The organism is Tritonibacter aquimaris, assembly GCF_009617595.1.
Taxonomy (GTDB): Bacteria; Pseudomonadota; Alphaproteobacteria; order Rhodobacterales; family Rhodobacteraceae; genus Epibacterium; species Epibacterium aquimaris.
In genome coordinates, this window is record NZ_WIXK01000002.1 from 419,603 (window position 1) to 433,767 (window position 14,165).

Here is a 14,165-nt window from a genome sequence, read left to right on the forward strand (position 1 = left end):
GCGCTCACAGTTTCAACATATCCGGCAGCGCGGCAAAGATCGCGCGCACCCCCTGGCCAAGCCCACCTTTAGCAAGGCCGGGCTTGGCGCTTGGGCACCAGCCATAGATATCAAAATGCATATAGCGCGCATCACCTGCAAACCGACGCAAAAACAGCGCCGCCGTGATCGAGCCCGCAAACCCACCAGCGGGCGCATTGTCGAGATCGGCAATCTGTGGCTCGATCATAGCCTCATATGGCGTGTGAAACGGCATCCGCCAGACCGGATCGCCCTGCAGGGGCGCGGCTTGTGCCAGCGCTGCTGCATCCGCATCACTATCGGTGTAAAACGGTGCCAGATCCGGACCAACGGCAACCCGCGCAGCGCCGGTCAATGTGGCCATTGAAATCACCAGATCACTGTCTTCTTCGCGGGCAAGCGCCAGTGCATCCGCCAGCACCAGACGGCCTTCGGCGTCGGTGTTGTTGATCTCAACCGTTTTGCCATCGCGCGCGGTCAAGACATCACCTGGGCGGAAAGCATTGCCTGCCACCGCATTTTCGACCGCAGGGATCAGCACCCGCAGCTGCACTGGCAGTTCTGAGGCCAGGATGAGATGCGCAAGCCCCAGCACATTGGCCGCGCCGCCCATATCCTTTTTCATCAGCCCCATGCTGCCACCGGGCTTGAGGTTGAGCCCGCCCGTGTCAAAACACACGCCCTTGCCCACCAGTGTGAGCTTGGGCCCGCTGTTGCCTTTGCGCAGTTCAATCAGCCGTGGCGCCTGTGCGGCTGCGCGCCCAACCGTGTGGATCATCGGGAAATTCTGCGCCAGCAGATCGTCCCCGGCCACCACGGATATGTCTGCCTGAAACTGATCGGCGAGCTTGCGCGCGGCTTCTTCCAACGCATCTGGCCCCATATCCGCTGCGGGCGTGTTGATCAGATCGCGGGTCAGGCATTCCGATTGCGCCTGACGTTCCACCGCCGCCGCATCCACCCCTTCGGGTACAACAAGACGGGCAGAGGTGCCGCTTTGATTCTTATAGCGATCAAAGGCATAGCCGGTCAGCAACCAGCCAAGCGATTCGCGCGCGGCATCTTCGGCGGGCAGGCCAGATTGGATCTGATAGCTGCCCGCAGGCAGTTTTGCGACCGCCGCCGCCAGGGTGAAACGCGCCCGCGCCCGGCTTTTGTCGCTGCCATAGCCCACCAGCGCCTGCGCAACTTCGCCATCTGCGTTTGACAGCAGCAGGGCCTGTCCCAACGCGCCGTTAAACCCATTGGTGGCGGCCCAGTTTTGCACCAGCTGCGGCTGGGTTTCGAGCCAGCTGGCACAGCCGTCTTGATCAACCACATGAAGCGGAATTGCGGAGGTTGCATCCGCGGCAAAGGCACAGGTCATAAAGAGGCTCCGGTCTGAAATTCTATTGCGCGCCAGAGTAACGTGCTGACGCCACGCCGCAAGGCCCCGCGGCCAGAGCCCGAGACACATCGCCGATCCCGGCGTTTTGGCGCAACCTCCCATGCCCTGACAGATGTCAGGGCGTCGGATTACCACAGTGTTTTGAATGTTACCCCACAGGGAAACGGTTTAGACCGACAGGTCGTGCTGATCCCAGATCGCGGTCAGGGAACGCTCCCCGACCCGGATCAGGCGGAACAGGGTTGCAGCCACCGCTGCCCCATCTTCGCTGTCAATCGCGCTGGTGACATCTGATGCAATGTTTGACATTGCGACCATGCCGACCTGCTCTGAAATTGCTATCAAAGAGCGCGCGCTTTTGCGCAGGTTTACCATATCATCATGCCGCCAAAGGCGTTCACAATGGGTCAGACGTACCGCCAGTTCCTCTATCGCACGGCAGACAACATCTTCTGCGCCGCGTGCTCCCAATTCCTTGTAGAGGTCTGACAGTTTGTCAGGATCTAAGTGCACATTTTCTGTGTGCACAACAGTGAGAATATTAGCCACCACATTTACCCCAAATTCATGTGCCCCCACGGCACGAAACCAATTTGGGCCTTAAGCGTTTGCAAAAGGTTTCTATCCACATGTGAAATCTTTCGAATTTACTGACAATGCACCTTATTGGAGCGGATGATTCCGATATGAAACCTCTTGCAAAGCAGCGGTTTTCTGTGCTGGCAGCGCTGAATTTTGGAATTTTGGGTTCCGTAAATTGAATGTATTACAGATACTTAGCCGGGGTTTTGCGGCGTGATCTGAACGCGGGCGCGCGCTTTCGTGCAGCACAATCAAACGGTTTGCGTGCCCGCGTCTGTTCCCATTGGTCACAAAGCTGAGACGGTGGCGCGCGCCCTCTCAGAGGCGCCGCAATGCGCGCGCCGCTTCGGCATATCCACCCGCAGCACCATCAACAAAGTGGATGTGATCATCGCGAAAGGCCGAGGGCACGATACAGGTCACCTGAGCTTCATCCTGTTCGTGCCAGCCAAATCGCACCACCCCGGCGTCACGCGCCTGATTGAGCAGCGCCTGCAGACGGTTGCGCGTCTCAAGGTCACAATCGAGCGTCATTTTCAGCCCATCGTCGAATTTGCGAAAATCTGCATTTAATGACAGCGTGCGCAGATAATGGGCAGGGTCAAAGCCTTTGACCGGCAGTTTGAACCGCAGCACAATCCAGGTGAAGATTGACACCAACAGCAGCCGCAGCTTGGCCCAAAGAAGCGGCACAGTCATGCGACTGATCCGCGCCTCAACCGACAACCCTTTGAGCGAGAACGCGATCTCTGGCCCTCGGCTGGGCAGCGGGTGGCCTTCGCGTTCCAGACCCCGCGCCAGCTCCAGCAGTTCGCTGGCTACCGCGCCAAATCGATCCGGATGCACGTCCTCTGCTGGCAGCACCAGCAGCGAAAGGATAACGCCATTGTGGGATTTGATCCGCTTCCAGCGGCAAGACAGTCCGCTAAGATCCGGTGCCTCAGCATCACCACTGGGGCGGATTTCATAGGCGCCCTGTTTCATCTGATGCTCAGCCCAGGCCAGACCGCCGCCGCGAAACATTGCGTATTCCACATGGGGCGTCACCGCATAGCGCGCCACCTGCACATCCTGGCCTTCGTCCCGGATCCATTTCACCGGCAACATGGCCGCGCGCAATGTGATGGCAAATTCCCGGTCGACCCAGGCGCGCAGTTTGGCCAAGGTTTCGTGCGCCAGATCCGCCTGATCCGGCGGCACTGCAAATGACGCGCCATCGCCGCCAAACACATAGGGAAACTGCACCGAGCTGAGCGCGTTTGTCATTGCGCTGATCACTGCCGCGCCTACGGTGTTGACGGTTTTATACTCTCCGCGCGCGCTTAAGCCGGTGCTGTCAACAATATCGCTGCAACAGATCACCCAATCATCGGGCAGGGGCGTATAGCTTGCGGCATCCGCCAGCGCATCAAAGGCGCGGATCGGCGGCAAATCTGCATAAAAGGATGAGGTGGGCTGTGGCATGGTAAAACCGGCTCAGTCAGGCGGATACAGTCAGGCGGATACAGTCAGGCGGAAACAATCAGGCGTATACTGTCGGGCGGATACAGGTGACAGGCGGCGAGACGCCCAGCGTGCTCCATTATAGTGGGGATCGTCCCCGCTGTCTGCCAAGAGTGGGAATCGCAGTTTTGCCAATTGTGTCGCGAAATGTGCCGTTTTATGTGTGGATTTCTGCATGCATTTGGTACGATTTGCCCAAAAGCGATACAATTATGTGTGCATACCCCGGTTTCCCCCCTGTGCGCACTCTTTAACTGCTGTTGGATTGTCAGTAAGACAAGCGCGCCGACCATGAGGTCGGGCATATCTGGAGAAACAAAATGGGTTATCGTATCGTTGTCGTAGGTGCCACAGGCAATGTGGGCCGCGAAATGCTGAACATTCTGGCCGAGCGCCAGTTTCCGGTCGAAGAAATTGCAGTTCTGGCGAGCCGCAGATCTTTGGGCACCGAAGTCACATTTGGCGAAACGACCCTAAAGACCCAGGATCTGGCGACCTTTGATTTCACCGGCTGGGACATGGCGCTGTTTGCTGTGGGCTCTGCTGCAACCAAGGAATTCGCGCCCAAAGCGGCTGCGGCTGGCTGCGTGGTGATCGATAACTCGTCGCTCTATCGCTACGATCCTGATATCCCGCTGATCGTGCCAGAAGTGAACCCCGAAGCGGTTCATGGCTACAAAAACAAAAACATCATCGCCAACCCCAACTGTTCAACCGCGCAGATGGTTGTGGCGCTGAAGCCGCTGCATGATCGCGCCAAGATCAAACGGGTTGTTGTCTCGACCTACCAGTCAGTGTCGGGCGGCGGCAAAGAAGCGATGGAAGAACTGTGGGAACAGACAAAAGCGGTTTATAACCCCACCAAAGATGTTCCGCCGACCAAGTTCACCAAAGAGATTGCGTTCAACGTGATCCCGCATATCGATGTGTTCCTGGATGATGGTTCCACCAAAGAAGAGTGGAAAATGGTCGCCGAGACCAAGAAGATCATCGACACCTCGATCAAAGTGACCGCAACCTGCGTGCGTGTCCCTGTGTTTGTGGGCCACTCAGAATCGGTGAACATCGAGACCGAAGAGTTCCTCGACGAAGACGAAGCGCGCGACATCCTGCGCGAAGCGCCGGGCATCATGGTGATCGACAAGCGCGAAGACGGTGGCTACGTCACCCCCAAAGAATGTGTGGGTGATTTTGCAACCTTTATCAGCCGCCTGCGTCAGGATTCGACCGTTGAAAACGGCCTGAACCTGTGGTGCGTCAGCGACAACCTGCGCAAAGGCGCGGCGCTGAATGCGGTACAGATCGCGGAACTCCTGGGCCGCGAAGTGCTGAAAAAAGGCTGATCTGGCGGCAAAGGCCAGCTCGACACAACCAAAAGGATAGGGGGCGCTCCAGAAGAGCCGCCCCCTCTTCTTTTGCGGATCTGTGTTTTCATCCGGGGGTCAGCCAAGGTGGGGTCATCAACGATCGGCTCAAACGGAGAAACGCAATGTTCAGCAACCTCGCCATCCTGGAACGCCCCTCAAAGGAATCCCATTCCATGCGCCAGACCGCCTATGCGGCAGCGCGGGTAGGCAATCGCCTGGATACCGAATTGGCCACACAGCTGCGTATCTACCTGCGAGCCGATTTTGAAAACGCTGACAGCTGGAGCGCTTTGCGTCGAGCCCTCCGCAATAAGGGTTTCAGCTTGAAGGTAGAGCAGGGTCGTCTGCGACTGGTGGACAGTTTGAGCCGCGTCGACATCTGCTCTACCGGGTTTCTTGGGTTTCCACTGGCCCAGCTAGAGCGCGAGTTTGGAGCCTCGCTCGAAAGCAATTTGTGGAACAGCTGGGTGATCGGCTAACTTCGCCAAACGCTCATATGTGCCGATCGTTGGGGAAAGGTGTCGCTTGCGGCACCTTTTTCTTTTTTGCCCAGTCGCTATCCTGCCCCCATAACAGGAGCGCGATTATGTTGAGATGTCTTGCTGCGATTTTGATGGCCTGGGCGGCAACCGCCGGGGCCGATGAATTTGAAACCCTAAGCACACCGCAGTCCGTGGTGCTGTTTCCCGGATTTGCCGAAATAACCCGCAGCGCCGAGATTGCGCTGCCTCAGGGGCGCCATCAGCTTGTTGTGTTGGGTCTGGCCGAAGAGGCGCAAGCGATGCGTGTTGATATTGGCGGCGCGGATCTTTTGACAATGCGCTGGGGGGCTGGCCTGCGTGCGGTGCCAGAAAGTGCGGCCTTGAGTGCGGCGCGTGAAAACCTGCAGCAGGCAGAAGAAAACATCGCGACCCTCACAGATGAAATTGCTGCCATACGTGCCATTGCCGAAGCTGCCGCAAGCCAAATGCGGTTTCTCGATCGTCTGGGGGAGGGGGTGGAAACGCCCGCCTTTGTGAGCGAAATCAGCGCGCTGGTGGGACGCGAGGCCACAGCGGCCCGCAGCCGTCAAATCAATGCTGAGGCGCAGGCGCGCACCCTGGCTGAAGGGTTGCCGGCATTGCAGCGCGCCCGCGAGGATGCGGCGCTGATTTTGCAGGAGGCGTCAAATGAACGCCGCCAGCGCGCCTATGTGGTGTTGGAACTTGATGTGGCGCAGGCGGGTCTTGTGTCTGTTGATCTGCGCTATTTTGATGACCGCGGCAGCTGGCAGCCAAGTTACGCGCTTGAGCTCAAAACAGAGCCTGAGGTGCAGCTGACCCTGAAACGCGGGGTGCGGGTTGAGCAAGATACCGGTGAAAACTGGCGCGATATTGCCCTGACCCTGTCAACCCAGCTGCCCGATGCGCAGAACGCGCCTTCACTACTTTATCCTCAGTTGCGCCGGTTTGAAGATCCGCAACAGGTTCGCAGTCTGAGCAAATACGCGGCTGATGCAATGGCGCCTGCTATGGCAGAACCGATCATTGTTGAAAGCGCAGAAGGCTTTGTCACCCAGCACAACAGCGTTGGCGTGACCTATCATCTGTCTCATCCTGTCAGCGTCCAAAGCGGCGGCGATCAGGTGGAGATTGCGATGGATACACGCGTCCTGCCCGCGCGCCTTAGTGCCGTGGCGGTGCCTTTGCGCGATGAAAAAGCCTACCGCGTGGTTGAGGTGGAAAACACCCTGGGTGAACATCTGCTGGCGGCGGATGAGGTTGGCTATTTTGTTGATGGATCGCTGGTGAGCTTTGCTGATTTTGCAGAACTTCCCGCGGGCGGCATCGCCAGCCTTGGCTTTGGGCCGATACATGGTCTCAGCCTGAAACGTGACGTGGTGCAGCAGACAGAGGGTGACCGTGGGGTGATTTCGCGCCAGAACCTGCAGGCGCAGCAGGTGGAGATTGAAGTGATCAACCAGACCGCGCGGGCCTGGGATCTGCGGGTGATTGATCGGGTGCCTTATGGCGAGCAGGAAGATCTGGAGATCAGCTGGCAGGCCGAGCCACCAGTGAGCGTTGAAAACCTGGACAAACAGCGCGGCATTCTGGCCTGGGATCTGGTGCTGAAGGCGGGGGAGCAGCAGCTGATCACGCTGGAGCACAGCCTGCGTTGGCCCGATGGCAAGGTGCTAAGATAAGGCAGGCGCTCCCGCCCGTTTTGGATCTGTGATCCAAAACCCTTGGGCCGGGCGCCGCCCCTAACGGGTCGGCGCGGTTGCATTTTGCCTAGCTGTACGTCAGCTCTGGCTGCGCGCAGCGGGGGCTATATTGGCCGGGCAGCAGTGCATCTGTTGTTCCTTGTTGCGCAATTTGGCCTTTGCGCAGCAGCACAACGTGATCCGCTACGGCGCGGGCCACATCCAGCGGCGGGCCAAGCAGCAGCAAAACGCGGTTGCAACGTGTCTTGAGCGCCTTGAGCAGTGACACCACCACCGAGCGATCTTCTGGCCCCAGATCCCGGGTGGGATCATCAAGCATGTAAACCAGCGGATCCAGCGTTAGCAGCATTGCCAGCTCTGACTTACGCTGCTCGGCTTGTGACAGTTCTGAAACCCTGACATTGCGCCTGTCACGCAGCTGAAGCTGCTCAAGCAACTGATTGGCACGGGCAACCATGGCCTTGTGATGGCTCGTCTGGCGCCACATGCAGGCATGGGGCAACGACCGCGCCTGCATCATCAGGTGCAGATTGTCCCAAAGTGAAAGTTCAGCCACCATTGCCCCCGGTGCCCGCATGATCCCCGCCCGCCTGCGCAGCGATGCGGGCAGCGGGCTCAGATCACGTCCTGCAAGGCAGATACGGCCCGCACTGGCGCGCCGTTCACCGGAAATCAGCCGAAACAGGGTCTCTTTCCCGGCCCCCTCTGGCCCCAGAACCGCCGTCACACTGCCCACCGGAAACTCACAACTGATCTGGTTCAAAGAGACATGCTCGCCAAACCGCGCTGTAAGTTTATTGATGCTGAGCAGTGCTGAAGTCATGGGGTCTCCTTCTGAGACGCTGCGCAGAGTAGGCTTTATTCTACGCGCAATTTTATTGCGGTATTGGCGGGTTAGGCGAAAATGGGCGTTGTGAAACGCGTTGGGTTTTTAATGGTGGTTTTGTCTGCGCGCTCATTTGGAGCGTTGTTTTGCCTTCTGGTGAAGTTCTGAAATTGGCTTTTGCTTTTGCAGTTTACTTTGAATTGGAAGCTTCTATGTGGGATTTTCCCGGAGGGAGTTTACTGAAAGGAATGTTCGCGACATGCTCCGCAAAACGTAATGTGTCCTCCAGAAAGATGCGCGGTGTTGGCAAGGTTGGGTCGTTTGATACTGATATTGCGCCATAATTTCCGGCCGTGATCGCCGTTGATCTGTTGTGGTCCGGCGAGGTTCAAACGTGTCGCTTTGCGTATTATTGCTTCTGTTAGTGTGATTATTATCAAGGGTTGATTTTTGATCTTTACTTTCAATCAGATTAGAAGGGCTGCGAACATAGGGTCAATTGCGCGAAAATACGTAGTTAAAATTTTATTATCAGTTTGTTTTGTTGGTTTTGGAAATGGCGCATTTTGGATTTGGGTTTAATTAAGGGGGGTGGTCAAAAAAGTATCGACACGGTGTTTAATTGAATTGCCATTGCCGAACAAACTGGCAATAATTACCTATGCCTCATCGTTTACCCCGTACGTCCCGATCACTTCCCATTGCTTTGTTGCGCGCACGTGAACATGTGATGGGACCGATGCGCGCCATTTTGAACAGTTCAGGTGTCACCGAACAGCAGTGGCGCGTTTTACGCGTTGTTGAAGAGAATGCAGCAATTGACCCGACGCAGATTTCTGAACGGGCCTGCCTCTTGATGCCAAGCTTGACCAGGATCTTGCAGAAGCTGGAAGAAAAACATCTAATCACGCGTGAGAAACACAACGTCGATCGCCGCCGTCAGATGATCAGCATCACTGATGAAGGGCGCGCGTTGATCGCCGAGAATATCGATGCGGCGCTCGCGCTTGCAGCTGAGAGCAAACAAAAGCTTGGCCCCAAACGCTATGATCTGCTGCTGGATCTGCTCAATGAGCTTTATGAAGAGCCAGAGGGCGAGCATTAAATAGCCCGCGTTTCAAACGAGGCACCGCTCGTGCCCCGTTGGGGCACAGATCGTTTCTGTATCTTAGTCGGGCAGGCGTAGGAAAATCTGCAGATCTGCCACATTGGTTCCGGTGCCGCCAGTTATCACCAGCGCACGTGCGGCAGCCAGTGCTGCATTGCTGTCATTATTGTCCAAAAGCGCCTCGGGATCCTGACCTGCATCTTTGATGTTTTGCCAGCTGCGCCGGGTGACAATACCGCCGGCCGCATCGGTTGGACCATCGCGGCCATCGGTGCCCGCCGACAGAAACACCCAGTTGCCCGGAATTAGATCTGCGCCCATCTGCGCCACCCGCAGCGCCAGCTCCTGATTGCGGCCACCCAGCCCGGTGCCACGCAGCTGCACCGTTGTTTCGCCACCCCACAGCAGGGCGATTGGGCGGTTTTCGGGGCTGTTCTGGGCCGCCTTTACAATCTCGCGCGCCGCATCCTTCACATCGCCCTCCAATGCATGAGAAACGATTGTGGTCTCCCAATTGGCACGTGCCGCTGATGCCACCGCCTCCAGGCTGAAACGGTTGCTCCCCACCAGCATATTGCGTGCGCTGGGGCGGAGCGCGCTGCCCACGGGGGCAGATAGATGTGCGCAAACAGCCTCTGGCGTGTCATTCCAAAGGTCAGCACGTTCCAGCAAATCGCGCGCGGCCTGGCGATCCGCAATCGCCGCCACCGTGGGGCCCGAGGCAATAGCGCGCAGATCATCACCCACCACATCCGATAGAATATAGGCCGTCACCGGCGCGGGTGCGGCCTGGCGCAGCAAGCCGCCGCCTTTCAGCTCCGAAAGCTGCTGACGCACCAGGTTCATCTGGGTGATATCAAGACCCGCCCCCAGCAAGAGCCGGTTGACGATGGATTTATCTTCAAGCGTCAGCCCGGCGCTAGGAGCCACCGCCAGCGCAGAGCCGCCGCCGGAAATCAGCGCAATCACCCGATCCTGTGCACGGGCGCGGCCAACAAAATCCAGCACCGCGCGCCCGGCGCACGCGCTGGTTTCATCCGGCACCGGATGATTGCCCAGCAAGACCTCAGCGCCGTCGATCTCTTGGTTGTTTTCCGGATTGGTCACCACCAGCGCCTGCACCTCGGTGGTGATTTGGCTTAGTGCTTCGCGCATCATGGGGGCCGCGGCCTTGCCGATGGCCACCACAAAAAGGCATCCGCCCTCATCCGGCTGCGGCAGCGGTTCATGGATAAGCTGCTGACGCAGGGCCCGGGCGGGATCGGCGCGGTCAACACCTACCTGAAACAGATCAAGCGCAGATTGTTTGAGATCGGTCATCTTGCCCTCTTGGAAATACGATCGCTTGCAACTCATCAACGGGATTGCAGGTCCACTCAGATGTTGGAGCGATAGCGCTCCCGGAGCGCTTGGCCTGAGCTATGCATGTTTTTGCGAGACGTGAAAGCATAAGATTGCAAATGATCACCTGTCTGCCTGCGAGCGGTCACAGCTCAGGCGGGTTTCACCCGACCAAAGACAGCGGGCAATAGCCCCAATCCTGCCCTTTGGGTAAGGCGTCGGTGATGAAATGGTCAACAGAGGTAAAATCGCCGACACGGTTGCTCGCCTTATTGTCCCATTTGCTGCTGTCCGCCACCAGAATGGTTTTGCGCGCCGCCGCGCGGATGGTGTTGCTGACCTCTGCGTCAAATTGCTTGTAGTCCAGAATGCCATAATCCGGGTCCAGCGCACCGCAGCTGATAATGCCAAAATCCGCAACAAAGCGGCGATAGCCTTCCAATGTGCTTGCGCCGACCAGATCACGATCTTCCAGCCTGAGTTGGCCACCCACCACATGGGCTTCACAGTGGTCCACGCTGCAGGCCAATGTGGCCACTTCCAGATTATTGGTCACCAGCGTGATGTCAGCAGTATTGAGCAGCGCCTCAGCCGTATATTGCACCGTGGTGCCAATCCCCAGCAGGACCGTGGCCCCCGGCGGGATCATCTGCGCGGTTGCCGTGGCAATGCGACGTTTGGGGTCTTCATTCAGGATCGAACGGGCGCGAAAATTCAGATTGACCGGGTTGGCAGGCGGCGCAACACCGCCGTGTACCCGTCGCGCAAGTCCCTGATCACACAGGTCATTGATATCGCGCCGGATGGTCTGCGTGGCCACGCCAAAATATTCAGCAAGCTGGTTGATCGACTGCTGGCCCGAGCTCCGCAACCGTTCCACAATTTCGCGCTGTCTGTCGTTCATCTCCGCCATAGCGCGCCTTCTACGTGTTTTCTGCCCCTGAGGCTAGATCGAGGGGGCAATCCAATCCGGGCTGATGCCGCTTTGGGTGATAAAGGGTCTCACATCCAGCCCGGCAAACAGCCCGTGATCGCAGATCAACACGCTGCCCCAGCCGCGCGCCTGTGCGCCCAAAACATCGGTGTGAAGCGTGTCGCCAATCATTGCGATACGCGCGGGCGGAATGCCCGCGAGCCGCCGTTCAACCTCATCATAGACCGAGGGAAACGGCTTGCCGTGAAACTGTGGGTCCAGCCCCAGCGTATCTGCCACCGCATGGGCGTAAAATCCGGGCTCTAGCGTCAGGCCAGTTTCGCGCGGGGCCACCAGATCGGGATTTGCCACCACCAGCGGGCGCGGCGCGGATCTCAGGCTTTGCACCAGCAAGGTTTGGCGCGCTGCTGTCCACTCTGCGCTGGACAGCAGCAAGAACCCATCCACATCCGCATAAATGGCCGCGTCATCACCCAGGGTTTCGGCCTCCACCGGCAGATCGGATGGGTCAAACCCCGCAGGCGCGGCCACGCCCCAGCGAGCAACCCCATTCACCGCGCCCAGATGCTGTTCACAAACGGCGCGGCTTGAAATGATCTCATCGGCGCTGAAGTCAAAACCAAGCTTTTGAAACTTTTCCAGCGTCTCAGCGCGGTTGAAACTGGCGGCATTGGTCAGCACCAGCACATGTTTTCCTTGCGCACGCAGCGCATCCACCCGGTCTCGGGCGCCTGCCACCGGGCGCTCCCCTACGTTGAGCACCCCATAGGCATCAAACACAAAGGCATCATATTCGGCGCTCACCGCGCCCAGATCTGCCACCGATGTTGCCGCACCGGGTGCCGCTGCCTTTGGCAGGCGGTGGCGGATGGCCTCATAACGATCAAATGCCTGGCTGGGGGAGAGCGAGCTGGGTAAGGGGGTGCACATCGCGTAATATTCCCGCGTTAAAGCGTCAAGGCCGTCTTGGGGTCATCGGTGACAATCCCATCAACGCCGCGCTGAATATCCGCCGTGATGGCTGCTGTATCATTCACGGTCCAGGTCATCACCCGCAGCCCATTGTCATGGGCGATGCGCAGACTTTCTGCGTCCAGATCCTTGTAATGCGGGCACCACAACGCCGCACCACGTGCCGCCAGCGCAGGCAGCAGTGTTGCTGGTTCATGCGGCAACCCATCCAGCCAGGGAGAACCGCGATACAGTGATCCATCCGGATAGATCGCAGGCGAACAGCTCAGGTATGAGCGTCGCCAATCCGGCGCGATTTCTGCCGCCGCTGACAGAATTTGCCAGTTGAACGCATGTACATAGCTTTTTTCAATCAAGCCGTGCTGCGCCACCAGCGCGGCAATCTTGGCCACAAATTCTTTGGCGCACAGCGTGTCATCGGGGGTGTGTTTCAGCTCTACCAGGATCTCAACCGGGTGATCTGCGATCAGTTCCAGCACCGCTGCCAATGTGGGCACTGGGGTAAAACCCAATGTCTCCTGATGTGGGTGCTTTGTCGCGTGTGGCCCCTCAGGATGGCAGCCGCCCACGTCAAAGCGTTGCAGCTCATCCAGGGTCAGATCCGCAATTGCGGGCCCTGTCCCTTCAAGCCAGCACCCGTCTGGCCCGCGGGTGGTGTCCGCCAGAAGATGCGCATTATGGGTCACCACCGGCACGCCGTCGCGGGTCAGGAACACATCCAGCTCAATGCCATCGGCCCCCACGTCAATTGCGTGCTGAAACCCGGCCAATGTGTTTTCCGGCAGGGCCGCGGGCGCACCGCGATGGCCAAAGATCAAAGGCTTGTTCATCTTGCCGTCAACCGTTCGCCGCTGTTGCTGTCAAACAGATGCAGATGTTCTGCGCTTGACGCCAGCGACAGCACCGATCCTGCATCCGGCGCGTGAATGCCGCTCAGCCGCAGCGCCAGCGTGGTGTCTGCACCGTTCTGCATCCCATGCACCACTGTGTCCGCGCCAAGTTGTTCGACAAAATCAACCTTCAGCTGGAACTGTGCTGCCTCAGCCGCAACCGCTTCCAGGTGTTCTGGGCGCACGCCCACATCAACCATCGTGCCTGCAGCGGCATCCGCTACCATTGGCAGGCGCAGCGACGACCCATCGGTCAGGGTAACAGACTGCTGCTCCGCATCCAGCGTACCTTGTAGGATATTCATCGCCGGGCTGCCGATGAAGTCCGCCACAAACCGGGACGCCGGGCGCAGATAGAGATCCATCGGGGTGCCGATCTGTTCGATCTTGCCTGCGCTCATGATGATGATGCGATCGGCAAGGCTCATGGCTTCAACCTGATCGTGGGTCACATAAACAAATGTTGCCCCCAGACGTTTGTGCAGCGCTTTCAGCTCTGCGCGCAGCTGGGTGCGCAGCTTTGCGTCCAGGTTGGACAGCGGCTCATCAAACAGGAAGACCTTGGGATGGCGCACAATGGCGCGGCCCATGGCAACGCGCTGGCGCTGACCACCCGACAATTGGCCAGGCTTGCGATCAAGATATTCCTCAAGACGCAGGGTGCGTGCCGCTGCTGTGATGCGCGCATCAATCTCAGACTTGGCCATGCGCTGGTTTTTCAATCCATAGGCCATGTTCTGGCGCACGCTCATATGCGGATAAAGCGCGTAGTTCTGAAACACCATTGCAATATCGCGGCGCGCCGGATCCACATCGTTGACCACCACGTCATCGATCAGAATGTCGCCTTCGGTGACATCTTCCAGCCCGGCGATCATCCGCAAGAGGGTGGATTTACCGCAGCCCGACGGGCCAACCAGCACGATGAATTCGCCATCCTGGATCTGAAAATCCGCCCCATGCACGGCCTTATAGCCATTGGGATATGTCTTGCGAACGGTGTCGAGTGTGACATTTGCCATTTCACAGGG

At 58.2% G+C, this 14,165-nt stretch carries 13 protein-coding genes; 4 read left to right on the forward strand and 9 right to left on the reverse strand.

Translation table 11 applies throughout. The features are described 5' to 3' along the window. Window positions 1–4: 4 nt before the first annotated feature. The 3 genes from GG681_RS05590 to GG681_RS05600 form a co-directional block, all read right to left on the reverse strand. Window positions 5–1,387, reverse strand: a complete 1,383-nt coding sequence (locus GG681_RS05590; RefSeq protein ID WP_153545934.1) for a leucyl aminopeptidase family protein — start codon at window positions 1,385–1,387, stop codon at window positions 5–7. A gap of 189 nt (window positions 1,388–1,576) precedes the next feature. Further along, window positions 1,577–1,957, reverse strand: a complete 381-nt coding sequence (locus GG681_RS05595) for a hypothetical protein (RefSeq protein ID WP_328593277.1) — start codon at window positions 1,955–1,957, stop codon at window positions 1,577–1,579. A 351-nt stretch (window positions 1,958–2,308) separates the two neighbouring features. Continuing rightward, window positions 2,309–3,454, reverse strand: a complete 1,146-nt coding sequence (locus tag GG681_RS05600) for a DUF3095 domain-containing protein (protein ID WP_153545936.1) — start codon at window positions 3,452–3,454, stop codon at window positions 2,309–2,311. A 359-nt stretch (window positions 3,455–3,813) separates the two neighbouring features. Between GG681_RS05600 and GG681_RS05605 the strand changes: the two genes are divergently transcribed. From GG681_RS05605 to GG681_RS05615, 3 genes are all read left to right on the forward strand, one after another. Next, window positions 3,814–4,836 (forward strand): aspartate-semialdehyde dehydrogenase, encoded by a 1,023-nt coding sequence (locus GG681_RS05605; protein WP_153545938.1) that lies wholly within the window; start codon window positions 3,814–3,816, stop codon window positions 4,834–4,836. A gap of 146 nt (window positions 4,837–4,982) precedes the next feature. Next, window positions 4,983–5,339, forward strand: a complete 357-nt coding sequence (locus GG681_RS05610; RefSeq protein WP_235899734.1) for a hypothetical protein — start codon at window positions 4,983–4,985, stop codon at window positions 5,337–5,339. A gap of 107 nt (window positions 5,340–5,446) precedes the next feature. Then, on the forward strand, window positions 5,447–7,042 hold the full coding sequence (locus GG681_RS05615; RefSeq protein ID WP_194287140.1) for a DUF4139 domain-containing protein: 1,596 nt from the start codon (window positions 5,447–5,449) through the stop codon (window positions 7,040–7,042). Window positions 7,043–7,130: 88 nt separating this feature from the next. Here the strand turns inward: GG681_RS05615 and GG681_RS05620 are convergent, their stop codons facing one another. After that, entirely contained in the window at window positions 7,131–7,886 is a 756-nt protein-coding gene (locus GG681_RS05620; protein ID WP_153545942.1) for an ATP-binding cassette domain-containing protein, read from the reverse strand. 664 nt (window positions 7,887–8,550) lie between these two features. On the opposite strand from GG681_RS05620, the gene hpaR reads away from it, so the two are divergent. After that, a complete protein-coding gene (gene hpaR, locus GG681_RS05625) occupies window positions 8,551–8,994 on the forward strand; it encodes a homoprotocatechuate degradation operon regulator HpaR (RefSeq protein WP_153545944.1) in 444 nt (147 codons plus the stop codon). Between the two features lie 63 nt (window positions 8,995–9,057). On the opposite strand, the gene GG681_RS05630 is transcribed toward hpaR, so the two are convergent. The 5 genes from GG681_RS05630 to ugpC form a co-directional block, all read right to left on the reverse strand. Further along, window positions 9,058–10,317 (reverse strand): glycerate kinase type-2 family protein, encoded by a 1,260-nt coding sequence (locus GG681_RS05630; protein ID WP_153545946.1) that lies wholly within the window; start codon window positions 10,315–10,317, stop codon window positions 9,058–9,060. A gap of 184 nt (window positions 10,318–10,501) precedes the next feature. Beyond that, window positions 10,502–11,251: a DeoR/GlpR family DNA-binding transcription regulator gene (locus tag GG681_RS05635; protein ID WP_153545948.1), complete on the reverse strand. Its 750-nt coding sequence runs from the start codon at window positions 11,249–11,251 to the stop codon at window positions 10,502–10,504. Between the two features lie 33 nt (window positions 11,252–11,284). Continuing rightward, window positions 11,285–12,202, reverse strand: a complete 918-nt coding sequence (locus GG681_RS05640; protein ID WP_153545950.1) for an HAD-IIA family hydrolase — start codon at window positions 12,200–12,202, stop codon at window positions 11,285–11,287. A gap of 17 nt (window positions 12,203–12,219) precedes the next feature. Continuing rightward, entirely contained in the window at window positions 12,220–13,074 is an 855-nt protein-coding gene (locus GG681_RS05645) for a glycerophosphodiester phosphodiesterase family protein (RefSeq protein WP_153545952.1), read from the reverse strand. Further along, window positions 13,071–14,156, reverse strand: a complete 1,086-nt coding sequence (gene ugpC, locus GG681_RS05650) for a sn-glycerol-3-phosphate ABC transporter ATP-binding protein UgpC (protein ID WP_153545954.1) — start codon at window positions 14,154–14,156, stop codon at window positions 13,071–13,073. Before ugpC ends, GG681_RS05645 begins: the two co-directional genes overlap by 4 nt. Between the last annotated feature and the right edge of the window lie 9 nt (window positions 14,157–14,165).

Excerpts from the sequence above, each read along its gene's own strand:
- GG681_RS05590 (WP_153545934.1), bottom strand. The coding sequence starts at position 1,387 with ATGACCTGTGCCTTTGCCGCGGATGCAACCTCCGCAATTCCGCTTCAT.
- GG681_RS05600 (WP_153545936.1), bottom strand. The coding sequence starts at position 3,454 with ATGCCACAGCCCACCTCATCCTTTTATGCAGATTTGCCGCCGATCCGC.
- GG681_RS05605 (WP_153545938.1), top strand. The coding sequence starts at position 3,814 with ATGGGTTATCGTATCGTTGTCGTAGGTGCCACAGGCAATGTGGGCCGC.
- GG681_RS05610 (WP_235899734.1), top strand. The coding sequence starts at position 4,983 with ATGTTCAGCAACCTCGCCATCCTGGAACGCCCCTCAAAGGAATCCCAT.
- GG681_RS05615 (WP_194287140.1), top strand. The coding sequence starts at position 5,447 with ATGTTGAGATGTCTTGCTGCGATTTTGATGGCCTGGGCGGCAACCGCC.
- GG681_RS05620 (WP_153545942.1), bottom strand. The coding sequence starts at position 7,886 with ATGACTTCAGCACTGCTCAGCATCAATAAACTTACAGCGCGGTTTGGC.
- hpaR (WP_153545944.1), top strand. The coding sequence starts at position 8,551 with ATGCCTCATCGTTTACCCCGTACGTCCCGATCACTTCCCATTGCTTTG.
- GG681_RS05630 (WP_153545946.1), bottom strand. The coding sequence starts at position 10,317 with ATGACCGATCTCAAACAATCTGCGCTTGATCTGTTTCAGGTAGGTGTT.
- GG681_RS05635 (WP_153545948.1), bottom strand. The coding sequence starts at position 11,251 with ATGGCGGAGATGAACGACAGACAGCGCGAAATTGTGGAACGGTTGCGG.
- GG681_RS05640 (WP_153545950.1), bottom strand. The coding sequence starts at position 12,202 with ATGTGCACCCCCTTACCCAGCTCGCTCTCCCCCAGCCAGGCATTTGAT.
- GG681_RS05645 (WP_153545952.1), bottom strand. The coding sequence starts at position 13,074 with ATGAACAAGCCTTTGATCTTTGGCCATCGCGGTGCGCCCGCGGCCCTG.
- ugpC (WP_153545954.1), bottom strand. The coding sequence starts at position 14,156 with ATGGCAAATGTCACACTCGACACCGTTCGCAAGACATATCCCAATGGC.